Origin of the sequence: Virgibacillus doumboii (assembly GCF_902806455.1) — a bacterium.
Taxonomy (GTDB): Bacteria; Bacillota; Bacilli; order Bacillales; family Amphibacillaceae; genus Lentibacillus; species Lentibacillus doumboii.
Genome location: NZ_CADCWQ010000001.1, coordinates 2,847,318 through 2,868,999 on the forward strand (window position 1 = coordinate 2,847,318; position 21,682 = coordinate 2,868,999).

The 21,682-nt window shown below is 37.2% G+C and carries 25 protein-coding genes and 1 riboswitch; of the genes, 9 read left to right on the forward strand and 16 right to left on the reverse strand.

Annotated features, from left to right (window positions below; all coding sequences use genetic code 11):
- Positions 1 to 226: 226 nt before the first annotated feature.
- From G6R02_RS14250 to G6R02_RS14270, 5 genes are all read right to left on the reverse strand, one after another.
- On the reverse strand, positions 227 to 1,132 hold the full coding sequence (locus G6R02_RS14250) for a hypothetical protein (protein ID WP_164669894.1): 906 nt from the start codon (positions 1,130 to 1,132) through the stop codon (positions 227 to 229).
- Between the two features lie 140 nt (positions 1,133 to 1,272).
- Positions 1,273 to 1,752 carry a GyrI-like domain-containing protein gene (locus G6R02_RS14255; protein WP_164669896.1) on the reverse strand — a complete coding sequence of 160 codons (480 nt, stop codon included), beginning with the start codon at positions 1,750 to 1,752 and terminating at the stop codon, positions 1,273 to 1,275.
- A gap of 144 nt (positions 1,753 to 1,896) precedes the next feature.
- Complete coding sequence (locus tag G6R02_RS14260) at positions 1,897 to 2,661, reverse strand: FixH family protein (protein WP_164669898.1); 765 nt, start codon at positions 2,659 to 2,661, stop codon at positions 1,897 to 1,899.
- Positions 2,662 to 2,692: 31 nt separating this feature from the next.
- A complete protein-coding gene (locus G6R02_RS14265) occupies positions 2,693 to 3,265 on the reverse strand; it encodes an SCO family protein (RefSeq protein WP_164669900.1) in 573 nt (190 codons plus the stop codon).
- A gap of 25 nt (positions 3,266 to 3,290) precedes the next feature.
- A complete protein-coding gene (locus G6R02_RS14270) occupies positions 3,291 to 3,878 on the reverse strand; it encodes a DeoR family transcriptional regulator (protein ID WP_205520150.1) in 588 nt (195 codons plus the stop codon).
- A 249-nt stretch (positions 3,879 to 4,127) separates the two neighbouring features.
- On the opposite strand from G6R02_RS14270, the gene G6R02_RS14275 reads away from it, so the two are divergent.
- Positions 4,128 to 4,955 carry a cytochrome c oxidase assembly protein gene (locus tag G6R02_RS14275; RefSeq protein ID WP_246202573.1) on the forward strand — a complete coding sequence of 276 codons (828 nt, stop codon included), beginning with the start codon at positions 4,128 to 4,130 and terminating at the stop codon, positions 4,953 to 4,955.
- A gap of 95 nt (positions 4,956 to 5,050) precedes the next feature.
- Positions 5,051 to 5,266 (forward strand): heavy-metal-associated domain-containing protein, encoded by a 216-nt coding sequence (locus G6R02_RS14280; protein WP_164669901.1) that lies wholly within the window; start codon positions 5,051 to 5,053, stop codon positions 5,264 to 5,266.
- A gap of 86 nt (positions 5,267 to 5,352) precedes the next feature.
- On the opposite strand, the gene G6R02_RS14285 is transcribed toward G6R02_RS14280, so the two are convergent.
- A complete protein-coding gene (locus G6R02_RS14285) occupies positions 5,353 to 5,793 on the reverse strand; it encodes a MarR family winged helix-turn-helix transcriptional regulator (protein ID WP_164669903.1) in 441 nt (146 codons plus the stop codon).
- Positions 5,794 to 5,918: 125 nt separating this feature from the next.
- Between G6R02_RS14285 and G6R02_RS14290 the strand changes: the two genes are divergently transcribed.
- The gene (locus G6R02_RS14290; protein WP_164669904.1) at positions 5,919 to 6,431 is read left to right on the forward strand and encodes a CarD family transcriptional regulator; all 513 of its coding nucleotides are present in this window, start codon (positions 5,919 to 5,921) and stop codon (positions 6,429 to 6,431) included.
- Positions 6,432 to 6,578: 147 nt separating this feature from the next.
- On the opposite strand, the gene G6R02_RS14295 is transcribed toward G6R02_RS14290, so the two are convergent.
- Together G6R02_RS14295 and G6R02_RS14300 are read right to left on the reverse strand one after the other, a co-directional pair.
- Positions 6,579 to 7,262 (reverse strand): hypothetical protein, encoded by a 684-nt coding sequence (locus tag G6R02_RS14295; RefSeq protein ID WP_164669905.1) that lies wholly within the window; start codon positions 7,260 to 7,262, stop codon positions 6,579 to 6,581.
- 49 nt (positions 7,263 to 7,311) lie between these two features.
- Positions 7,312 to 7,908, reverse strand: coding sequence for a GIY-YIG nuclease family protein (locus tag G6R02_RS14300; RefSeq protein ID WP_164669906.1), 597 nt, complete (start codon positions 7,906 to 7,908; stop codon positions 7,312 to 7,314).
- Positions 7,909 to 8,603: 695 nt separating this feature from the next.
- On the opposite strand from G6R02_RS14300, the gene G6R02_RS14305 reads away from it, so the two are divergent.
- The 4 genes from G6R02_RS14305 (at position 8,604) to G6R02_RS14320 (ending at position 11,090) form a co-directional block, all read left to right on the forward strand.
- A complete protein-coding gene (locus G6R02_RS14305; RefSeq protein ID WP_246202574.1) occupies positions 8,604 to 9,353 on the forward strand; it encodes an HAD-IIB family hydrolase in 750 nt (249 codons plus the stop codon).
- Between the two features lie 210 nt (positions 9,354 to 9,563).
- Complete coding sequence (locus G6R02_RS14310) at positions 9,564 to 9,830, forward strand: ribbon-helix-helix domain-containing protein (RefSeq protein WP_164669911.1); 267 nt, start codon at positions 9,564 to 9,566, stop codon at positions 9,828 to 9,830.
- Positions 9,817 to 10,227 (forward strand): type II toxin-antitoxin system VapC family toxin, encoded by a 411-nt coding sequence (locus G6R02_RS14315; RefSeq protein ID WP_164669913.1) that lies wholly within the window; start codon positions 9,817 to 9,819, stop codon positions 10,225 to 10,227. Before G6R02_RS14310 ends, G6R02_RS14315 begins: the two co-directional genes overlap by 14 nt.
- A 137-nt stretch (positions 10,228 to 10,364) precedes the next feature.
- A complete protein-coding gene (locus tag G6R02_RS14320; protein WP_164669915.1) occupies positions 10,365 to 11,090 on the forward strand; it encodes a DUF1385 domain-containing protein in 726 nt (241 codons plus the stop codon).
- Positions 11,091 to 11,904: 814 nt separating this feature from the next.
- Here G6R02_RS14320 and G6R02_RS14325 read toward each other — a convergent pair.
- Together G6R02_RS14325 and G6R02_RS14330 are read right to left on the reverse strand one after the other, a co-directional pair.
- Complete coding sequence (locus G6R02_RS14325; protein WP_246202575.1) at positions 11,905 to 12,555, reverse strand: SDR family oxidoreductase; 651 nt, start codon at positions 12,553 to 12,555, stop codon at positions 11,905 to 11,907.
- A 355-nt stretch (positions 12,556 to 12,910) separates the two neighbouring features.
- Positions 12,911 to 13,483, reverse strand: a complete 573-nt coding sequence (locus G6R02_RS14330; RefSeq protein WP_164669919.1) for a TetR/AcrR family transcriptional regulator — start codon at positions 13,481 to 13,483, stop codon at positions 12,911 to 12,913.
- Between the two features lie 150 nt (positions 13,484 to 13,633).
- On the opposite strand from G6R02_RS14330, the gene G6R02_RS14335 reads away from it, so the two are divergent.
- Positions 13,634 to 14,395, forward strand: coding sequence for an SDR family oxidoreductase (locus G6R02_RS14335; RefSeq protein ID WP_164669921.1), 762 nt, complete (start codon positions 13,634 to 13,636; stop codon positions 14,393 to 14,395).
- Positions 14,396 to 14,470: 75 nt separating this feature from the next.
- On the opposite strand, the gene G6R02_RS14340 is transcribed toward G6R02_RS14335, so the two are convergent.
- The gene (locus G6R02_RS14340; RefSeq protein ID WP_164669922.1) at positions 14,471 to 15,442 is read right to left on the reverse strand and encodes an AEC family transporter; all 972 of its coding nucleotides are present in this window, start codon (positions 15,440 to 15,442) and stop codon (positions 14,471 to 14,473) included.
- A gap of 265 nt (positions 15,443 to 15,707) precedes the next feature.
- Between G6R02_RS14340 and G6R02_RS14345 the strand changes: the two genes are divergently transcribed.
- Positions 15,708 to 16,052: a hypothetical protein gene (locus G6R02_RS14345; protein WP_164669924.1), complete on the forward strand. Its 345-nt coding sequence runs from the start codon at positions 15,708 to 15,710 to the stop codon at positions 16,050 to 16,052.
- A gap of 59 nt (positions 16,053 to 16,111) precedes the next feature.
- Here the strand turns inward: G6R02_RS14345 and G6R02_RS14350 are convergent, their stop codons facing one another.
- The 5 genes from G6R02_RS14350 to G6R02_RS14370 form a co-directional block, all read right to left on the reverse strand.
- Positions 16,112 to 16,915, reverse strand: a complete 804-nt coding sequence (locus G6R02_RS14350; protein ID WP_164669926.1) for an arginase family protein — start codon at positions 16,913 to 16,915, stop codon at positions 16,112 to 16,114.
- 523 nt (positions 16,916 to 17,438) lie between these two features.
- Entirely contained in the window at positions 17,439 to 18,533 is a 1,095-nt protein-coding gene (locus tag G6R02_RS14355; protein ID WP_164669928.1) for an AbrB family transcriptional regulator, read from the reverse strand.
- 330 nt (positions 18,534 to 18,863) lie between these two features.
- On the reverse strand, positions 18,864 to 19,772 hold the full coding sequence (locus G6R02_RS14360) for an MFS transporter (RefSeq protein WP_164669929.1): 909 nt from the start codon (positions 19,770 to 19,772) through the stop codon (positions 18,864 to 18,866).
- 166 nt (positions 19,773 to 19,938) lie between these two features.
- A riboswitch (purine riboswitch) is annotated at positions 19,939 to 20,040 on the reverse strand.
- A 203-nt stretch (positions 20,041 to 20,243) separates the two neighbouring features.
- Positions 20,244 to 21,110: a patatin-like phospholipase family protein gene (locus G6R02_RS14365; RefSeq protein ID WP_164669930.1), complete on the reverse strand. Its 867-nt coding sequence runs from the start codon at positions 21,108 to 21,110 to the stop codon at positions 20,244 to 20,246.
- Positions 21,111 to 21,274: 164 nt separating this feature from the next.
- The gene (locus G6R02_RS14370) at positions 21,275 to 21,658 is read right to left on the reverse strand and encodes a DUF1801 domain-containing protein (protein WP_164669932.1); all 384 of its coding nucleotides are present in this window, start codon (positions 21,656 to 21,658) and stop codon (positions 21,275 to 21,277) included.
- Positions 21,659 to 21,682: the final 24 nt, after the last annotated feature.

Here is a 21,682-nt window from a genome sequence, read left to right on the forward strand (position 1 = left end):
AATATTTTTGTGCTGCACTTTTGAAAGGAACCACAAAAAAATCCCCATTCCTTACGTGCAGATTACATACTTACTCATTTGTTAAAAATACCATGTTATAGGCATTTTTACAAATGAATTGCAGTAAATTTTTTGTTAAAAATCAGTTAAGAATGCGGATATCCAGTGAACGGTCATTAACGTTGAATTCTTCTAAAACGTTTATAAATTGACAAACATCTTTAATTTAATAAACTTCCTTCTCAAAAGTTTCTCCATTGCTATAAACTACCTTCACGACCAAGCGCATATCTTCATATTGCTCTAACTGATCCAGATGGAACAAACGGGATTGATGATCAGGTGAATTCTGCTCATCACCCAATTTCATTTTTTCTTCCTCTATCAACTTTTCATTCTCATATTTCAGAAGATAAGCTTCTTCCACAACGTTGGATAATTCTTTTATATTATGATTATTTACTGTAACGCTAACGTTTTTCTCACGCAGATGGACGTCACTGTGTATAGTGCCATAACGTTCGGTTCCAAGTTTCCCCAGGTATTGAGTTTGAATCTCTCCACTCCTGAGCTTGTCATCATTAGAGACGGATACAAAGTACTTGAGTGTTTGCTGCCGATGTTTTTCCTCTATCTCCTGTTTACTTGTACCTTGGGGTGGCTTTGAATCAGGATCTGTCACCATAACTTCCCATTGCGGCCCCATTTCGACCTCAAAAGGGACTTCTGCCTGAAACAGTCCTTGCTCCAGTTCCTTTGCCGGAATTGCTGTGAAATCCTCACTGTTCCCATAAGCATAATTAAAAACAACTTCAGAATCCTTTTGAAACTCCTTTACCTGCCATTCAAAAGTTGCTGCCGCCTCGCCATCTTCCAACTCTTCCGAATCAACGTTCATCTTTATGTCACTTATCCAGCTCTGCTCTTTTTTCATGTCATTTAATACACTTTGGATATGATTCGTTTCATTGCTCACACTTCTAGTGATATTATGCTGATTGCTGGAAATTGAACTTACTTGATTTTCCAGCTGGTTCAATCCGGATAATAATTTAAAATTCATTACCAGACTGATGACCAATACCACAGCAACAAAAACCCCAAAAATTTTAAGATACTTTTCTCTATCCAACTCGCTGCCCCCATAAACACTATTTTCCTTACTCTAACATAACCGGATGCCTGATTTTTATAGTTTTCATAAAATTTTGCCGCTTCTCTTCAAAAAAATACTCACAAACGTTAATTTAAATCATTTGCGAGTAAACCAAATTATTCAATTGGGTCGCATAGATCAACGTTGTCTTCATTTTCTGTCCATTTTGAGTAAATCTCCAGTGTCCAGTTTACCGGCGATCGTTTATAGTCATTCTCTTCAATCCATTGGTGCAAGTGCGAATATACACCAACTATTTCTGAGGCATGGCCCCTGAAATTTAATACTGCATATTTTTGAGCGGGGACAATGAATGTAACCATATCTTCCGGGACATCCTCAAAATCATTCACCTCAAAACAAACCCAGTACCCGTCTTCAGCTTCAGATGTCTCCGCTGCTTTAAATGCACCTATTAACTTTACAGGTTGGACAAGCTGCTTGATTTCATTCTTGCGGTCCACTAAAGCCAAGGAAGCCTTTGGTATTTCCTGACCAAACTCCTCCATGCTTTGAGCAACGACTCGAAATCCTGCAAGCTTCTTTTCAGCTATTTCTTTTACACCTGTAATGTTTATGGAATCCTGTTCAGGCATTTGCTTGCGCCTCCCTTTTCTGTCTATTTCGAAAATAATAATTATTTATTTTACCATAAAATGGGTTGCCGGGCTAATTCGTAATAAAAAATCCTCACAGAATGTTGGCTCTCCAACACCTGCGAGGATTATGGCTTCAATTCTCTATTGTCCCACTTCAACATTAAATTCCTTATGTTCATGCAGACCCTCGTCATTTTTAACGTGGATGGTTATTGTATAATTGCCTGCTTCCTCAAATGAATAGGTACCAGTGTATTCGCCTGGTTCAGCTTCTTCCGTTTCAACCCATTCATGTTTTTCTGAATTACTGTCATAAATAACTTCATAACTAACATTGGCATTTTCCATAGGCTCATTGTCCATTTGCAGATGAACAATAAGATCCGTCTCCTGATTCGCTTTGACATCTTCCGGCTTCATAAAATGCATTCCAAATCCTTCAGCACTATCACTGTGCCCATGGTTCCCCGACGCTTCACCAGATTTTTCCTGAGAAGTGTTGGCACCGTCACCAACCGTAATGGATTTTTTCGGCATGGTATGAACAGTTTTAGCTGTTGTATGGGCAAACATCTCATAAACTCCATCGGTATCAAAAGTTACTTCAGCAGTATATGTACCATCTCCATTATTATTGGATTCGACCATCGTACTATTTTCTTTGTTTCCTTGTTTCCAGTATTCGAATTTCATTTCCGTTGCATCTTTCACCTTTTCATCACCGTAAGTAACGATTGCCTTCAATTCCACTGTTTCACCTGTTTCAGCTTTCTCAGGGTCTTGAAATTCAACATTAAGCGATTTTATTTCTTCCATTGCCTGTTCTTCATCATTTTCTTCCCCATTACCACATGCGGCTAATACAGTCATTAGTAGAACCGGCATGAATAGAAATATCTTTTTCATTTTTTAGATCCTCCGTTCTTTAAATATTTAACTATTCCAGTACTATCTTGAGGTCTTTAACTATTTCATCTATTGATTTAGAATCAACTCCACTATATCGTTTAATAACTTTTCCTTCTGGATTTACTAAAAAGAAACTGGTACCATGTGTCACCTGATCTGAACCTTCTGGCGGTTTTTCCAAGAGAGATTGAAAGGACTTTATCGACAACTCTTTTATGGTTTGGAAATCATATCCGGTCAGAAAAGCCCAATTACTTGAATCAGCCTGATAACTGGCCGCATATTCTTTTAAAACCTCTGGTGTATCATGTTTAGGATCAACACTGAATGAAACAAGTTGGGCATCCAGATTTTCTTCTTTCATTTTACCTTGAAGTTTGGACATATTCGATGTCATTGGCAGACAGACAGTTGTACAGTTTGTAAATATAAAATCTGCTACCCACCATTTTCCTTTTAATTCTTCTAAGGATAATGTTTCTTTATCTTGCGTTGTAAACGAAAAGTCCTCCACTTCTCTGGACATATTTGTGTCAATTTCTTCACCACAAGCTACTAGAAAAAGGGTTAGAACGACCACCAAAATGTGCAAACGCTTCATATATTATCATCCTTTCTCTCCTCACTTAATGATGTTTTCCGCAACATTGTTCATTTCCGTTCATCTTTTGGAAAATAACTTCCATTGCTTCACTATAGCTGTAAACATTGCCGCCGAAGCCTTTAACGAATTTATCTGCATGTTCCTTCCACTCGAACGTCAAAACCTGGGGATGACAACAGCCCATTTGAATAGATGTATCCATCACATACCAGGCTAAGGGCGCGCTTATCGTTGTTTGCCTAAGAAAGTCCGGACAAATTGACTGAACTACTTGATCACCTAAATGACGTGTACGAAGAAGGCCACAGTGCGCACAACAAGCTACTTCAATTTTGTTATTTGACAAAAAAATACGATATGCCAACCGTTCATTTACTTTACGACTGCAAAACACACACACTTCAGAAACAGTATTTTTACTAGTATTCTTGGTTGCCAGTGTAACTCCACCAAACGTTTTTATAACCATTCCTTCATCAATTAAAGGTTTTAAATCCCGGTGAATGGTCATTTCAGAAACACCGATTTCTTTGCTCAGCTCCGAAATTTTCATGTTATGCTTATCCAAAATTAATTCTTTAATCCGATTTTGTCGTTCAATTGGCAGCATATTTTTAATGTCCCCTTACCCAATTGATTATTTTTAACAAAGTAAAACAACTTTTAACAAGAATGTACCAGTATTATGGGAACTAATCAATGGATTTTATGTGAAGAATATGTGAAGTCGATGCTAAATAAGTTAATGTTCACTAAATGTTAAAAAAGATATATGTGAAGAAATCTTTATTATAATTATTTAACAAACTTAAACATATATTATACAGTAAGGTGACATTAGCGGCGGGGAAGAAACATCATGAAGGGTGATTTCATGACATTTGAATTTTTGCTTTGGGGGCAAATGGAGTGGGATTTTCCGTTGTCCGTGTTTCTTGCAGGTATTGCAGTTACATATTCCTATTTACTGAAATATTTATCGTCTATAAGACTTTATACAAAACAACCCTTTCTCTTTTTTCTGGCCTTATGTCTATTGTATCTAATAATAGGAAGTCCTTTATCAGCTATCAGCCATCTTTCATTTAGTCTGCATATGTTACAGTTGAGTATCCTTTATTTTATTATCCCACCTTTAATTTTGGCAGGAATTCCCGGTCAATTGTTTAAACAACTGCTTAAAATTCCATTGATCATAAAAACAGGTAAATTATTTTTAACACCTAAACTAGCTTTATTTTTGTTTTCCCTATTATTTTTAATTTACCATTTACCGTTTGTATTGAGAGTTTTCTCTCAAAATCCTTTCATGCAGAATGGATTTTTACTGGCATTGTTCATACTCTCCTTTATTTTGTGGTGGCCAATTGTTTCACCTGATCCAAATCAGAGATTCTACAATAAGCACAAGAAACGTTATATATTTCTAAGCGGGCTTCTTTTAATGCCGGCATGTACTATATTTATAGTTAGTGCACTGATTGATGGAACGCAAAACCCCTTTCTTAACCAGATCACAGCACAACTTTGCACACCCACTCAAACTGACTCTCCCAATTTGCTCCCCTCACCTTTCAACACAAAATATGACCAAATAATGGCAGGAGCATTAATGTTAGGAGTGCATAAATTTGGCATGATCCTTTCATCCCGTCTGAGGAATGCCGAAAACTGTAAAATGCGGTAAACAGAAAGCAATATATTTGTACTAAACCGTTCATAAAAGTTAGTTAGTTCAATTAAAAATAATTAGACGCATGAATAAAGGGGGTGATTAGCTATATGAATGAAAAAATGTACTTAGATGTAAAAGGCATGCATTGTCCAGATTGTCCTGCAAAAATAGAGAGAGTACTATCAAAAATGGATGGGGTAAGCGAAGTAAAAGTTAATTTAAAAACTGAAAATGGAAGCGTAACGTTCAATAATAATATAACAGGCACTTCTGAGATCATTAACAGAATTAATAAGATGGGATTTGAAGCAAAAAGCATCTAAAGAAATTAGTATGTAAGGAAGAATACAAGATTTTGTGTTCTTCCTTATTTTATTTCATAGCAGCCTTTAAGGAAATAGCTTACTCCCTACAAGCCCCAATCAGCTTTTAAAATTCCTTTCAGCCGATTTATTTGTTCAGCACCTATTGTATTGGCAATCTTCTCTTCCAGGTCAGCCTTCAAGGATTCGTTTTTTTCATAACATTCTTTACCCAGCTCTGTTAACTGGATTCCTTTTACCTTCTTGTTGTACTTCAGTTTTTTCGTTTCAACCAACCCTTTTTCCTCTAAACGTTTGATGAATTTATGGGTTGCCTGCCGGGTAATGTCAACATGCTTGGTAACATACGAAATCGTAGTCTCCCCTTTCTGATAGATTCTTGCCAAAATAAACCACTCTGAATTGGATATATAAATGTCACTGCTTTCATTCCACAGGCTCACTGACTTTTTTCGGAGAAGAAGATGCCGTTCACTTATCAGGTCCAGTAAATCAATATTAGAATCCAATTTTCTCGCCCCCATCATAATAACTGGTTTTTAATATACAAAACTCACCAGTCGATGTCAACTTAATTGACAAATTGGGTTACGGAAGAGTACAATAGTGTTAGTCAACCTATTTGACAATATCCATTAAGGGAGTTAGTACAATGCTAAACATTAATGATTTAATCATCTATTCAGGCCATGGTATCTGTCGAGTGGATGATATCTCTGAAAAGACATTTGCCGGCATTACGAGAACATACTATACGTTACATCCTATTGAAAACGATCAGGATTTAACGATTAACGTCCCTGTGGATAACAGCAAAATGAAGCTGTTTAAATTAATTGATAAAAAAGAAGCAAATGAAATTATAGCATTATTCAATTTCGATGGTATTGAGTGGATCGATAAACCGCAACAGCGAACCCGCGTTTATTCAGAAGCGCTGAAAACCGGAAATCGGGAAGAAATCGCTAAAATAGCCATTACGCTAATACTGAAAAAGTATAAAGCAGAAAAGGCAGGGAAAAAGTTATATGAAAACGATAAAAATCTGCTGATAGACATACAGAATATTTTATTCAAAGAGTTGGCTATTGCCCTGGATATCTCTTCAGAGGCGATAAACCATAAGATAAATCGTATAATCCGCGAAAAAAACAAATTGGCGTAATTTGAAGGAAGTCCTGAAAATATGGAAGTTGGGAAAAAGTAAAAATAGGAAGATAGAAGAACCGATGAAAGCTTTTATAGTTATTTTTTTAATGCAATTGCTGATTTTCCATCCCCCAACCGGTATTGGTTCAAGTGGAAGACCTATTTATACGCCATCGTTATTCTCAATATATCGACCAATTATATCCGTGTCTTCTTTTTGAAAAGTATAGGTGAATCCCCAGACCTTCTTGGCTTCAAAACCGTTAATAGCTATATCCAGGTCGTGGAAAATTCGATGAAGATAAATCAATGCCTTTTTGTCATTATTTTTGAGGTAGATTTGTGCCAATGCACTTGCACGCTTAAAGTCAATTGCTTCCGTTTGCAAACTTTCAATTTTCGAAATGATGTTTTTTACCTTCGACGTTTGTTTTTCCACATTAATTGACTTGTCATTCTTATAACCAAGTGTCTTGTTGTAAAAGTCATGGGTTTTCGAAATGAATATTTGGTTTACTTTCGTGGAAGCGACTTTCACAATTTTCCCATTTTTCGGCAAAAATTTGAAGGGAGGTTCCTCTTCGAAATCATCTATATAAGGTGTGTCTTGTTCAGAAACCCCATTCTTTGTTTTATTTTCATCCTTTTTAGAAGCCAATAACCCTTCAATGACATTACCATCCTTGTCATAAATTTTTCCTTGTTCCTTGGATTCGTCACTTACAGTTGTTTCAGTGTGGGAGGCATTTTCATGCGCTGCATTCTTTGCTCCTTCGTTCGCCTCACAAGCCGACAATATAAGTGCCAATCCTAAAATTGTTATTCCAATTAGTCCTTTCAAGTTCAAAATTGATCCCCCCTTCATAACCGTGCCAAAAAGCATGGTATACTTTGCGTTATTTTTTCAAGGCAATATTCCATATTGGTTGTAATTCAAGAATGGCATCCTTTTCAATCTTTTCGATTTCATCATTATTCTCTAATTCATAAACATATAACTCTATATTTTCTTTGTTTTTGGTTATCAGATAATTCAAATGGCAGTTTGTACTTTGACCATCAATAAAACAGTTTTTAGGATGAATTTTTCCATAACCATTATTGATTCGTTTTTTGAAATTGTCTCTACAGCGACCTATGTATTTGATTTCGCCATTTACTGTGTAGGCGTACAGACCCTTTTTATTTAATAATTGTTCATCGTCTATGTAAAAACGACTGTAATTCAAATCACCATTCTTGTTTAGAAATTCCTCATAAAAGTTATCCCCAATTCCTTTTAAGTACAATAAAAATTCACCAAGCTTCCAAGACAAAAAGGTGGCGTAGTTTTCATTGACTTTTCGGGAAAGCTTCTTATACCTATTATGCTCAATGGTTTCTTGTAACGTTTTATTGTTCTTGTCGGCAAAAACGTTTGTCGATAACTTTTCTTCAAATATAAGCTCCAGCGGTTCAAATATAATTGATTCATTCTTTAGGTTTATTTCCATAGTTTTCTCCTTTCAAGTAATGTTTCTATTATTGCAATTGTAACGTGTCTTGTTACACGAATGAAGCATTTTCTATGCAATAGGGAATCCTTTTGGATAATCGTCCAGCACAATTCCGAATCCCCCCAGATATGGATTCGAAACAGATTCAAATACATTTCCAATCGACATGGTTTTTCTGCTCACCGGTGCAATAATGGGTAACATTATCTTCTTTCGCCACACTCATTTCCTTAATTTGCTAGAGTATGAAATCATGATATAACTGTCACCCTCAACCTTTGTGGGAAGCGCGTAGTCCACTTTCAACTACTGAAGGAAGAACACCGTTGCGCCCATAAAACTACCCCTTTCACTACTATAATCGTACCAAGAGATAAAAAAGTGGCATATTTCCTAAAAATTTTTTAGGATTTTCATGCCACTTTCTACACTTGAGATACGATTATAATAATGAAGAGGTGTATGATAAGGTTTCGTCTCATTTACTTATTGGAAACAGGAAAAGAATGACTGGGACCCTCCCGACTTCCCCACTTCTGTAGGTCGAGGTCCCGCCCGAACAGTATAATCAACGCCTCTGGAGATGGTGTAAGACTCGGTTCATAGCAAACAAAGCAACGATCATGGAAGGAGGAAAATCCTATAAATCATTTGTATTTTTGGGATTCTCCATCAAATTGCAAAGCGATTAGTTGGAGAGGTTCACCAGGGAACTGTACAAGAACGTAAAAAAACTAATGAAAGAAAAAGGAGTTGTTTTTGCTCCAGTTACCGGCAAACAATGCGAGCGTGTAGAAGAGCTGTTTGGTGATGATGCCAGTGATTTGTGGATTTTGGGCGACAGTGCAACCCGAATCAAGCATAACGGAGAATTTGTTTATGAATCTCTGTTAAACAATAAATTAGGACTGGAAATTATCCGTTCACTTGAGGAAATAAGCCTGGAACACACCATTATTGCGTGTACAAGAAACGGTGCGGTTATCAAAGACAACATTCCCCAGGAAGAAGTTGCTATTGTCCGAGGATCCTATGCTCAAGTTCAGCAAGTATCCAATTTTAATGAAATTAAAGAGGATTTTGTTAAAATCACCATTCACGATCCAGCCCACAGATGTTTTGAAACCAGGGAAAAATTAGCTCGCTTCTTTGAGTCAGCTTATATTGTCGCATCCGAAGCAGCCTGGATTGATATCGCTAATGCGAATGTTCATAAAGGCACGACCGTTGAACAATTACAGCGAATATTGAAGGTAACGCCTGAAGAGACAGTGGCATTTGGCGATGGTTACAATGACATAGAACTCATGACCCGCAGCACCTATAGCTTTGCTGTACGTAATGCGGTTCAGGAAACAAAAGACGCTGCGAATTTTATTACCCGTTCTAATGAAGAAGATGCTGTGATGAAGACAGTTATTCAGTTGTTATCCTTACAATGAAATGTGAAGTAATGGGTAACCTGGTTTGGTTACCCTTTAATGCCACTGTTATTCCAATTGATGGCGGACAATCGAAAAAAATCTAATAAAATGATAAGAAACAGGACAGAATAGGAAGCATTCCAAGCAGCGGCAATTAACCGAATTTTATGCCAGTAAATTGACTTTCCTACACACAAATTATATAATTTGTGTGTAGGGGTGATTTAAATGGATAATCCAATGAAACGAAAACAATATCACTTGACCAATGAAGACGATAAAATAGTAAAGGATCTAGCGGCCAGCAAAGGATGGTCAGAAGCAGAAGTTGTAAGAGAAGCTATTCGGGAGTACGCTTTAAAAGAACGGCAGAAAAGTAATCCCTTACTGGCAATGGCAGACAACGCAGAAGAATATTCGGTTTATTCAGCTGGAGACTTATCAGCAAATCATGATGATTATTTAATGGAGATTTATGAAAATGAGAAAGACTAAGTGCTTTTTGGATACCAGTGCTTTGATAGCATTAAATGACGTGAAAGATCAATATCATAAAGAATCTCGGGAAATTGCATCCTTGTTAAAAAACTATGAATTAGTATTATCAGACCCTGTAATAACCGAAACATACACTCTGCTTAGATACCGTTCAGGGTTTCCCATTGCTTGTCGCTTTTTGGAGTTAGTGATGGAGGAAGACAATTTCTCAATTGCTGAGGTTACACCTTCTATCAGAAAAAACACGTTAGGATTATTAAATAATTTCAGTGACCACAAAATTTCATATTGTGATGCGCTAAGTGTCGCAATCATGAAAGATCAACACATTCCAAGGGTTTTTTCTTTTGATTATCATTTTGAAATCATGGGAGTGGAGCTTGTACGATTATAAAACACTCTGTAAAATCCAATATAAATTCGGGCTGGATCCAATAACGATTCAGTCTTTTAAAATCGAATATGTTGTTAAAAAGTCGCGGGTATTTAGTGGCGAAAAACGCGCGCAGCCTATACGGGGAGGAAAAGACATTGGAAATATACGGAGGGAGAGCTGGTTATAATTCTGTCCGTTTTAAAGGAGAGAAGTACCAGTCAATAGCTCGATTCAAAGATGGTGAAATCTGGACAGGAACAAAGCGGAACAAGGGGAACAAGAAAATATTTACTATTCTCGCGAAGATACCTTTTATTCGGGCTTTTTCCTTGTTACTTGAACTAATAATCGACTACTGGAAGCTTTTCTTATTTTATATAATAGCATGGCTTTTTATAAATTTTTTTATGATTGGAACAACAAATACAAATTTTTTACATACGTTTTCAATCAACGCCCTAGTGATGTTGTTTTGCCTCCTTATTATAGCCGGTCTTTTTATAAAATTAACTCCCATTGGAAAGTATCATGCAGCGGAACATATGGCTATCAATGCTTACGAAAAAGATTCCAATTTAACATTAGAAAAAGTAAAGAAGCAGCCGAGAACACATAAGAATTGCGGCACAAATTTAGTTATATCCATTTTTATCTGTTTCTGTATACTATTTATAGCATTTGGTGATGTGTTTTGGGTGTTCCCAATTTCCTGGTGTATTGGATATGAGATATGGCGGCGTGAACCAAAAATAATTTGGGATGCAATATTCGTAATTGGTAAGGCTGCACAATATATTCTTTTTACTTCAAAACCTGAGGAAAAGCATCTAAATGTGGCAATAGCAGCGGTTAGAAAGTTGGAAGAGAAAGAAGCGTCCTAAAACAGGGGGAAACATAGATACCCGATTTGAACGCATCATGCTTTTATAATGCATCCTTACATTTGTGATGAATCATCTGCAAACTTACCTTGAACCTCCTTCAAAAACATCTCAGCAGCAGAAAATACCTAATGCTTCTTCCAGACAATCTTTAATTCTGATTCAAGTCTTGGTTCCAGAAAGCCTGAAGGTTTATCGTGGCCAAAAAGTTTAAAAAGGCAGAAAAACCATTAAACAACAACGCTACATTACCAACCTAATGATTTAGTATATTTTGAAGGAACATTGTGTAAGGTTATAGGACCATGAACAAAGGAAAAAGCGTTAAGTTAGACAACAAAAAGAACCCGAACCCGAAGAAATTGAAACCATGCAAATACGGAAAAGGAATCGTGGCAATATAATAGATTATCAATCTAAAAACCGCAGTAAATTCTTATTAAGGGAGGAAAAGTAATGAGCTATCTAAAAAAGAGACTGCAAGAAAGGATTATTTAAGACTTGTTTAATTTTCATTTGCATGCACACCTGAATAAAATATTTATGAAAGATTCCAAACAGTTAAAAAACCTGAACCAATTAAAATATAGAGTATACCCCTATAAGTTTAATCAGTTCAGGTTTTGCCTGCCGGACAGTAACAATCCTTTGACTGGTTCTATTGTATATGATTACGGTTTCATTTGCAAATCGTTATAAGAATTTTTCAAACATAATTCTCCAGTGTACCTGCAGCGGTCGCAGCTGAACTGCCACTAATCAAAACCACCCTATTGAAAAAGGTTAATAATCAAAATGTGATTATTGCCCAGAATTAGAGTGATTTTACTGCTTCCTTAATTGGTATAGTTCCACCCACAACTTGAAATTTCTTTCCAATCGTTGTTTCATTTTCCAGGCTGGCTAAAATGACACTAGCCACATCTTCTCTTGGAACCTCACCCCGTTCGACCTTGGATGCCGCCTCTACTTGCCCTGTTCCTTTATCATTTGTCAGCAAGCCGGGGGGGATAATCGTATAATCCAAATCTGTCCATTTCAACCATTCATCCGCATAATGTTTTGCCGCAACATACGGTGCAAAGGATTCAGGCGCTTCCTGGATTGCTTCTCGGCTTGTATCAAATGAGCTGATCATAACAAACCGCTTCACACCAGCAACTTTAGATGCCTCGATGGTTTTTACAGCACCATCCAGATCGACCATAATTGTTTTATCTTTGCCTGTGTGCCCGCCAGATCCTGCTGTGAATACAACTGCATCGGCTCCCTCAGCAGCTTTTGCAATTGCTTCAATGTCACCTTCAAGATCCACCACTTCAGTTTCCGCACCTAAATTTTCAAAGAAAGAAGCCTGCTCTTCTTTGCGTATCATAGCCTTCGCTTCCATACCGTCACTATTCTGTATAAAAGAAACAAGATGTTTTCCAATTTGACCGTTTGCCCCTACTACAAGTGTTTTCAATTTTTCCACCCTTTCCAAACAAATATTAATCCTTATCTTTATCATAAATGTATTAGAAATCCATTGTCTAAACTTCCATACCCAAAAATAACTATTCCGCATTACATTAATTGTGAAATTTGGTTCAAGCTAATGGAAAAGGAGGATTTTCATGAGTACAAATAAAGGGAAAAAGAAGAAAAACAAAAGCAAAGAGGAAATAAATGCCATGAGGGATGGGGATGGAAAAGAAAGACATCGCCGAAACCGGTCTTAGATATACCTGTCAATTTTAAAAGTTCCCGTCAACCGTACGGGAACTTTTTTATCCACTTTCGGTTTGCTTACTGTAAAAAACTCCTCTTTTCAACTCCTCCTAGCGAAACGGACTATTAATTGACAGAATTGCTATAAGCTGATGATTCAGCACCTGGATCGATGTCCTATACCCTTGTCGATGCCATTCAATCAATATTCCCAGTATTGCATTTGTCTGATAACTAATAAGAAGGTCAACGTTTATGTCAGGTTCCGCTTCCAAAAATTCCTTGTTTACGGATTCTTTTACAAACGAACGTACAGTATCAAAAAGCAAATAAAAGTACATCATGGGCATGCGTTCATCAAAGATGATTTGATAAAAATCCTGGTATTTCTTTACATGATGAAATATTTTAATCATATCTGCTTCGATGTTCTGAATATTATAGTTCGTCTTATTATATGGCTCCTCGTAAGATACCCTTAAATCCTCAGTAATCTCTTCCAAGTAATGTTCAAAAACTCCATAAACATCTTTATAATGTAAATAAAATGTTCCACGGTTTATTTTTGCAGAGCGGCATAGTTCTGCAATGGTAATGGATTCCAAAGATTTCGTTTTTAATAATAATAACAAAGCATGTCGTAAGCTTTCCTGTGTTTTTATAACCCGCAGATCATGTTTCAAATTTTTTTCACCCCATTATTGAACACATATTAAAATAAGTGTCGATTACTCAACACAAGTTGCATTTTCCGTTGTTTGTAGTTGTTTTCCCTATTTAGTATAATTTTTATTAGACAGGTGTTCAATAAAAATCCGAGGAGGGAAATGGAAATGAAATTAAAAGATAAGGTAGCCATCGTAACAGGAGCGGCTTCAGGTATGGGAAAAGAGATTGCAAAAGTATACGCTAATGAAGGTGCTAAAGTTGTTGCAGCTGAATTAAACCTGGAGGGAGCCGAAGCGACAGTTAAAGAAATTGCCGAGAATAATGGAGCAGCAAAAGCCGTACAAGTCAATGTTGCAAAACAGGAAGACATTGATAACATGATTGATACAGCAGTAAATGAATATGGAACGTTGGATATTCTGGTAAACAATGCTGGTATTATGGATGGGTTTGAACCTGTTGGCGATGTTCTTGATGAACGCTGGGACTTAATTTTTGATGTTAATACGAAAGGTGTTATGCGGGCGATGCGTAAAGCTCTGCCAATATTTCTGGAAAAAGAAAGTGGCGTAATCATTAATACCGCATCAACTGGCGGATTTAATGGTGCCCATGCTGGCGCAGCTTATGGGGCGTCAAAACATGCAGTCATCGGTATGACGAAAAATACCGGTTATATGTACGCTCAGAAAGGTATCCGCTGTAATGCAATTGCTCCAGGCGGTGTAGCAACTAACATCGCATCTTCCATGCAAAATGTAAGCCAGTTTGGCATGGAACGAACAAAACCCGTACAAGCAGTGATGCCAAGAGTCGGACAACCGGAGGAAATCGCCAAAGCAGCATTGTTCTTAGCTTCAGATGATGCAAGCTTTGTAAACGGTACAGTTGTTACTGCTGATGGTGGTTGGACTGCTGCATTTTAAGTAAAAATATTAGTTAAAGAGGCCGCACCAATGGGGGTTATCCTTTCGGTGGCCTCTTTTTAATCTGAATCTTGTTCACCCTATCATCGTAATAAGAAAAACGGAAATTGTGATGATAGAAATTATGGTAGTTGCAAGAATATATAAAGGAATCTGCTTCACCAATGTCTGGTATTTTTCAGCAAACACGTAAACTATTGCCCCTGTTGGCAGAGCTGATAGAATCACGACAGAAGTTGCCCACAGATTATCCTCGAGCGGAAAGACGAAATATACGAATAAAATAGATAGTAAAGGCAAAGCCAATAATTTCAAACCGAGTAGTGTCATAAGTTCAGATAACCGGTAGTGTTTATTTTTCAGGACACTTCGTTGTGCGGATAGCCCCAATCCCAGTGCAAATAAAGCTGTAGGCCCGGCAGCAGGACCAAGCGTTTCCGTAAATACCTGGATCGATTGTGGAATGGGAATTCGTAAAACTGCGACCATAATCCCTAATAATAACGAGGCATTAATCGGATTTAAAACTACCGCTTTTGCAATCATAACGGGTAGTGCCAGAACTCTTGTCTTTTCATCGCGTTTTTTATTCAAAATCTTTGCTGCCTCAAATGACCCAACAATGAGCGTTATGATGGTCAGGTCATAAATAAATGTTACGATCGCAGCCGGAACAGCAGCTTCCTGACCAAATGCCGCGACCAGTAGCGGAATACCCATAAATCCAGTATTGCCATATGTCGTAATCATCCCGTACATGCTGACCTCGGGAAACTTCTTTTTAAATATGTATCTAAATATCAGGATCGTTAAAATAAAGCAACTAAAGATAATAGATAGGTTGGCGAGAACAAAATCCAAATTCAGTATCTTGTCAACAGGTGCCGTGGATAACGAAAAGAACAATAAGGCCGGAAGCGCAAAATAATAGACAAAATTGTTTAAAGCTGTTGTGCTGCTGAATGATAATAACGAAAACCGCCCGGCTAAAAAGCCGCATAGAATAATAGCGAAAATCGGAATAACTACTTGAAACAATACGAGCATTGAATACCTCCTTATCAATCTGACATGTACCGTTACCTAATTAGACACCTATTTTTCCATCGTATCAGACAATGAAAGAAGTTTTAAACAAAAGAAGCCCCGCAAATGCTATTCACGAGGATTCTGATTTTAGGGATTGGAGTACCAGAATCTGAAAGACATACAGTTAAGAAAATAAAACAGAACGAATTATTGTCTCAGTAATAGAAAAACTATAAAATTGAATAACTAAAGGATTCAAAAAAATCAGCCTGGAGGTAAAACAATGGAAGAAGCCATTTCGTTAAATGCTTTGAAAGCTTTGATAGAAAAGAAAATGAAGAAAAAAATCCTCGTGAAAGTTATTTGGAATAACTATGAAAAGATAACGTTGTTCATTACGCCGAATTTAAAAATCAACTCCTTTGTATACGACGAAAAAGAAGGATATTTGTTTTTTGATAATGATGGAAAGCTTGTTGAGCGTAATATCCCATGTATTCTGTCAGAGGCAGAATTTGCAGAAGGAAAAGTGTTACTGGAAGGAACAAATGGTAGAAGGTTAATGATCAACAACCAGCACTTATCGAATGAGGATTTCGAATTTTTAAAAGAATATCAATCGCATTAGGACGCTGGACATTTTCAGGGACCTGGCCCACCGTACCATTTGATCACCTTGTTCTCTACTCATGCATGCAATAATACAGGCGATTCATTATCATAGCCAGTCCATTTTTTGATTAATTCAAGAATATAACCATTGGCATGATCGTTCTGCTCGATGGCATCTTTGGTCTGTTTCTGATATGCATTCGTTGGACTCACCGGGTATTCCCCGCAAACATCGATTCCAATGGTGTCTTTGTTGCGAAAGAATGCTTTTACCATTTTCATCATTTGTTTTAACCCCAATGTTCCGTGATCCCAACCGGTTACAGCATCTTTTTTATCCAGCACATCTTTATCGATACTGATATAAACGGAATCCGTCGGTATATTTTTTATTATTGATTTTGTGATAGATGAAAAGTTTGATTGAAGTGAGTTTTCCGTATATGTTACTACTTTTGTATTAACAGACGTGGGGATATGTTGTGGTGCACCCTCACCCACACCAATAATAAATACTTTCTGCAGCATGGGAAGATGTTGAAGGGAAGCCAATACCCAGGAACCACAGGAAGTCAGTTCTTCACTGGGACTTGGAAGCGTATCGGTATGATGGTCAAATAAAATTAATGTGTAAGGTTTTTCTATCCTGGATTGGAGCAGATATGAAATATAATGGTGATTTCCGCTACCCAGGTAATGGATACCACTTTGCCTTCGTTCTATTAACTTCTCATCAATAAGCAGTAAATTGTCTTTTTCGCAAAGCAAATTAGTATTGGGTATCACTTCCAATTCAAGCCAGTCATAATGAATATTCTGGTAAAAAGATTGACTTTTGTATGCGCCATCAAAGTTCAACAAGGTCACATTACTATCCATTTTTATTCCCCCACAACAGAAATGATTTTTTATAGATTAATCAAAAAATTCTACTACTTAATTATAACACTCAATTATAATTTATAGTTTTCAAATGCTTAAGCAGGGTGATATTAATATTGACCTTATCATAGCGAAACTTGTCTGTGTCATAATTATTAAAGCCCAAATCCATCATGAGATTTGGGCTATCAACTACAGCTAATATATTATTAAGTTATTCTAGATTATTGTTGTTTCTCAAACTTATCATTCAAGAAATTGTTCCATCTCTTCTTCACTTATTTCTGCAGGGGTGATTCCACAATTCATACAATAATCATGTAAAGCACGAACTTTTATTCGTGGTTCGTTTGTGGGATGGGAAATAGCAAACACACCATCAGAAAAGTTATTGTCAAATTTTTAATTTGATCAATCATTTTTTTCTCACCGACCTTTTTAATATTATACCCTTTTCAGGCGGATATTACTATAGAAATTACAAAGACCTATTGCCCTGCCTCATTTCTCCACTAAAAACTCAAGTCTGATAAACACCTTTCCCGTCATTCCTCTTTCTTTTAATCACTCTAAAAAACAGCTTTAATAACGGTGCCACGGTAAAAAAGATAAAAAATGTGCGAAACAACTGGTAACCGGAGACAATCGCCAGATCAGCGTGAATTTCGTGGGCGATAATACTCATCTGATCCATTCCACCAGGAGCAAGGCTCAACAATGCCGTTGCATTGGATACATGATGCAGCCATGTCAATCCAACACTCAGTACAATCGAACCTGCCATAAGCATTACCCCGTTCCCTATTGCTATTGCAAAAGTTCTCCCTTTATAAGTGATTTGATTGACTTGCAGCATAAGTCCGACATGTGTTCCGATCATCAATTGTGCAAGACTGATAATATAAGACGGCAAGGTCGGACCAGTGATACCTGATAGTTGCAGAATGGCTGTCCCAATAATCGGCCCCAGCAAATAGGCGGTTGGAAAATGAATTTTATTTCCACCGATGGCAAATACGATACAGATCGCAGCGAAAAAGATGATATTTGGAAACAATCCTGCCGATTCTGCCACTGGAACAGCAGCAGAATTTCCTGCAGTACCTTCCCCGAATATCGGAATCATTACTAATAGCGGCATCGTGATGACAATCATCATCAGGCGAATCACTTGTGTTACCGTTACAACGGCAAGATTAATGCCTCTTGTTTCCTCAGCCATCAAAATAACCTGTGTCAATCCACCGGGAATACTGCCTAACAACGCAGACTCAAAATCATTGTCAGATATCTTTGAAATGATAAAAGCAATTCCTATACACCAAAGCATTAACAAAATGGTAAACAGGAACATGGTAGGCAATTGGCGGGCAATTTCCTGGAGCGCAGCAGATGTCATCGATAGACCAATTGTATATCCTACTACAATCATCCCCGCATCACGAAATTGATTAGGCCATTTGAAATTTAATTTGATGATATTGCTTCCAATTACCATAGCCACCATTGGACCAAGCAGCCATGGAACGGGAATCTGCAGGACTTTGAACAACGCCCCACCGATAATGGCGGTGATTATTGTTTTGATTATTTTTGCTATATTATGTTGTCGCACACAAGATGCCTCTTTTCAATGTATACCCTGATTATTTCTCTACGCTTAACATCTTATCATAACAGATAGGAAAGCTTTAGTAATCCAGGTTTGAACCAGAGATTCCATAGAAACTTAGCTTCGTTGGACGGACCAATCAGTAATGCCGATATTCACAAGCTGTTCAGCAGCCTCCCCCGGGCTTATTTGAAAATTACCTTTCACCCAGAACTCCAATCCTCCACAGCTAATTTTCACCTGTAACTGATTGGCGATTAAAAAGAAATCTGCCTGCGTTTTAATACATAGGTCGGGTTGCTTTATTCAATAAAATACACTACTCAAACCTATTCAAGTTTTAGCTTTCACCGCATAAACCCGAAACAGGATATATGCCAGCAATGACAGAAAGATACCTGAAATATACGGTAAACCAATGGTGATGGAATACAAGAACCCTCCCAGTACAGGTCCGATAATTCTCCCCAGCGAATCAAATGAAGCTAAATATCCTGTCACAGTTCCGTGTCCAGTTTTAGATCTTTTTGTTAATAATGAGGAAATGCTTGGTCTGATCACACCATTTCCAACACCGAAAACAGCCAGAAAAATAGCAGCAGTGGTAAAGTCCCGGGTGAACAGGATAAGTCCAAAACCAATCGTTGAAACTAAAATCCCAGCTTGAATGATAACCGCTTCCCCGTATCTCTTTGTCAATTTGCCTATTGATCCCTGGACAACTGCACTGGACAGTCCCATAATCATAAATATGTAACCCAAAGTAACGGCATCCAATCCGGCCGTAGCTGCTGCAAAGTAGGCAAACGTTGCTTCCAGGCCTGCTAATGACAATGATATAAAAAATTGCAGGAAATAAAGCATAGCTAATGGTCCGCGAACAACTTTCAACCATGATAATTTATTTTTCGAGACAGTCTTATTTGATGAAATATGTATCGATTCTTTTAATACAAAGAAAACCAGAATCATTGTCAGGAATGATAAAATCCCGGATATATAAAAAGGAGCTTGCAGGTTTATGTTTGTGAAAATCCCGCCAATTGCCGGTCCGCAAATAAAACCAAGGCCGGTAGCTGCACCGATAATGCCCATTCCCTTGCCACGTTCATCATCTGTTGTTATATCTGCAACATAAGCTTGTACCGTTGGCATGTTGGCAGCTGATAATACACCGCCAATGATCCGAGCAGCAAACAACATCCATAAATTTACAGACAGTGCCAGCATGAAAAACGACATTGTAGTGTTTTACATTCTTCAACACTCCTCCCGCTCCGTGGATGTATTCTCGTTTTCCATATAATCCTACAGAAAAAAAAGCTCGAAGCACATGCATCACTATAGATAAGCATGTACTTCGAGCTTTAATAAGACGAACAAGACAAACATCTACTAAAAAAGATGTCCATCCGTACTCGCTTTCCATAGTCGGTTCATTTACGGTAAACCGGTAGAAACTTGCAGGCCATATTCCCGCGATTATATGAAAAACAGTATTAAGTTTGTATTTAGTATATCATCGATTTTTCACATGACAAGGATTTTATAAGTGAAAATAAATTTCAGATTAAACTTAAACATCCCAAACCATTGTCTTGATTATGTTCAGACACTTCTCAAAAAAATTCCTTATTGGATAAATTCCTTTTTTCTAAACCTATACAATATCTGCTATATCTCTAAAAAACGAACAACCCTGAACATATATCATTAATCGTTCGTATATTTCCAGGATAAAAACTCTGTCAATGACTCTCCAACTTTTTTGACATCATCCATCCCTTGTTGATATAAGGCAGTCAGTTTTTCCTTATTTCTTTCGATCCGCCCAACGTTTAATTTTTCGGATGGGTTTATTACAAAGACATTCCCTTTTTTCTCTTCCTCATAGATATAATCTAGTGTTTCATTATAAACCAGGTGACGTTTTTCTAATGCTTCCACTAAACCTGGATATTTCCTGTATTTTTTCCGAAAATACCAGCCGAATGATTGAGGTTTTTTGGAATAACCCCGGTTTCTCGTTAAAATAACTACATTTTTCCGATTTCCATCTTTTATGGATTGTCGAATGGGAATCGGGTCTGAAATGCCTCCGTCCAAAAGGATTCGGTTATCGAAATGTACAACAGGCGCAACCAATGGTAAAGAACTTGATGCACGAATGATAGTGAGCACATCTTTTTCATAATCTTCTTTTTTATAAAATACGGCCTCCCCAGACATGCAATCTGTTGCTCCAACAACAAATTCTTCCTTTGCATTATAAAAAGTTTGAAAATCAAAAGGTGCGAGTCGATTTGGCAAACTATCGAATAAAAAGTCCATTCCAAAAAGTTGTCGCTTTTTAATCAAATTCCGAAATGATAAATAATCGGGATGGTCAATAAAATCTATGTTAACTGCTCTATTTCGGTCCATTTGACGGGAAACGTAGGAAGATCCATTACAGGCTCCGGCAGATACACCTATGACATAAGGTAAGTAAATACCCTCCTCCATTAAATAACGTAGTACTCCTGCTGTATAGATTCCTCTGCTTCCACCGCCTTCTAATACTAATCCTATGTCTTCCATGTAATCTCCTCTGTCTTTTTGTTTATGGTCTTCTATCTGTTAAAAGGGAGCCTGTTGCTTCCAGGCAGGGAACCCTCTCTGACTTTTAGATAAAAGGCATTCTTTTACTATAAAACGAAAGAATGCAACTTTCTAACTAAGCAGCCTTTCTAATTTTTGGGAAGTCATTTATGATGTTTCTTTATGACATTCAATGCCACTGCTTCTTTTATTAGTGATGTAAATACTTCTGGCTGGATATCTTTTATATTTTGTATTCTAATATGCCTCATCGTTTTGCCTGTTCCTTGTAATAATTTATTCGTGTCCTTTTCATGGAGTTCATTTCCTTTATGAAAACCAAGATTTACATGTTTTTTAGATGCTTGCAGATTACATACTAATCCGCTTTTAGTATAGTTAGGCATCGACCATTTAAATTCTTCTTTAAGTGTTGAGGAAGCATCAAGAATGATTTTTCTTAATTCAGTTGTAATGTTTTGAATATCCTCTGGCAATTTCAAAATATATTCGTCAACCGAATCGATCGTTCTTACTTTTTCATCCATTAATAATCACCTTCCATTATTTTA

What these genes read in the sequence shown, in the direction of transcription:
- G6R02_RS14255 (WP_164669896.1), bottom strand. Translation starts at nt 1,752, where the DNA reads ATGCCTGAACAGGATTCCATAAACATTACAGGTGTAAAAGAAATAGCT.
- G6R02_RS14260 (WP_164669898.1), bottom strand. Translation starts at nt 2,661, where the DNA reads ATGAAAAAGATATTTCTATTCATGCCGGTTCTACTAATGACTGTATTA.
- G6R02_RS14265 (WP_164669900.1), bottom strand. Translation starts at nt 3,265, where the DNA reads ATGAAGCGTTTGCACATTTTGGTGGTCGTTCTAACCCTTTTTCTAGTA.
- G6R02_RS14270 (WP_205520150.1), bottom strand. Translation starts at nt 3,878, where the DNA reads ATGCTGCCAATTGAACGACAAAATCGGATTAAAGAATTAATTTTGGAT.
- G6R02_RS14275 (WP_246202573.1), top strand. Translation starts at nt 4,128, where the DNA reads ATGAAGGGTGATTTCATGACATTTGAATTTTTGCTTTGGGGGCAAATG.
- G6R02_RS14280 (WP_164669901.1), top strand. Translation starts at nt 5,051, where the DNA reads ATGAATGAAAAAATGTACTTAGATGTAAAAGGCATGCATTGTCCAGAT.
- G6R02_RS14285 (WP_164669903.1), bottom strand. Translation starts at nt 5,793, where the DNA reads ATGATGGGGGCGAGAAAATTGGATTCTAATATTGATTTACTGGACCTG.
- G6R02_RS14290 (WP_164669904.1), top strand. Translation starts at nt 5,919, where the DNA reads ATGCTAAACATTAATGATTTAATCATCTATTCAGGCCATGGTATCTGT.
- G6R02_RS14300 (WP_164669906.1), bottom strand. Translation starts at nt 7,908, where the DNA reads ATGGAAATAAACCTAAAGAATGAATCAATTATATTTGAACCGCTGGAG.
- G6R02_RS14310 (WP_164669911.1), top strand. Translation starts at nt 9,564, where the DNA reads ATGGATAATCCAATGAAACGAAAACAATATCACTTGACCAATGAAGAC.
- G6R02_RS14315 (WP_164669913.1), top strand. Translation starts at nt 9,817, where the DNA reads ATGAGAAAGACTAAGTGCTTTTTGGATACCAGTGCTTTGATAGCATTA.
- G6R02_RS14335 (WP_164669921.1), top strand. Translation starts at nt 13,634, where the DNA reads ATGAAATTAAAAGATAAGGTAGCCATCGTAACAGGAGCGGCTTCAGGT.
- G6R02_RS14340 (WP_164669922.1), bottom strand. Translation starts at nt 15,442, where the DNA reads ATGCTCGTATTGTTTCAAGTAGTTATTCCGATTTTCGCTATTATTCTA.
- G6R02_RS14345 (WP_164669924.1), top strand. Translation starts at nt 15,708, where the DNA reads ATGGAAGAAGCCATTTCGTTAAATGCTTTGAAAGCTTTGATAGAAAAG.
- G6R02_RS14350 (WP_164669926.1), bottom strand. Translation starts at nt 16,915, where the DNA reads ATGGATAGTAATGTGACCTTGTTGAACTTTGATGGCGCATACAAAAGT.
- G6R02_RS14360 (WP_164669929.1), bottom strand. Translation starts at nt 19,772, where the DNA reads ATGTCGTTTTTCATGCTGGCACTGTCTGTAAATTTATGGATGTTGTTT.
- G6R02_RS14365 (WP_164669930.1), bottom strand. Translation starts at nt 21,110, where the DNA reads ATGGAAGACATAGGATTAGTATTAGAAGGCGGTGGAAGCAGAGGAATC.
- G6R02_RS14370 (WP_164669932.1), bottom strand. Translation starts at nt 21,658, where the DNA reads ATGGATGAAAAAGTAAGAACGATCGATTCGGTTGACGAATATATTTTG.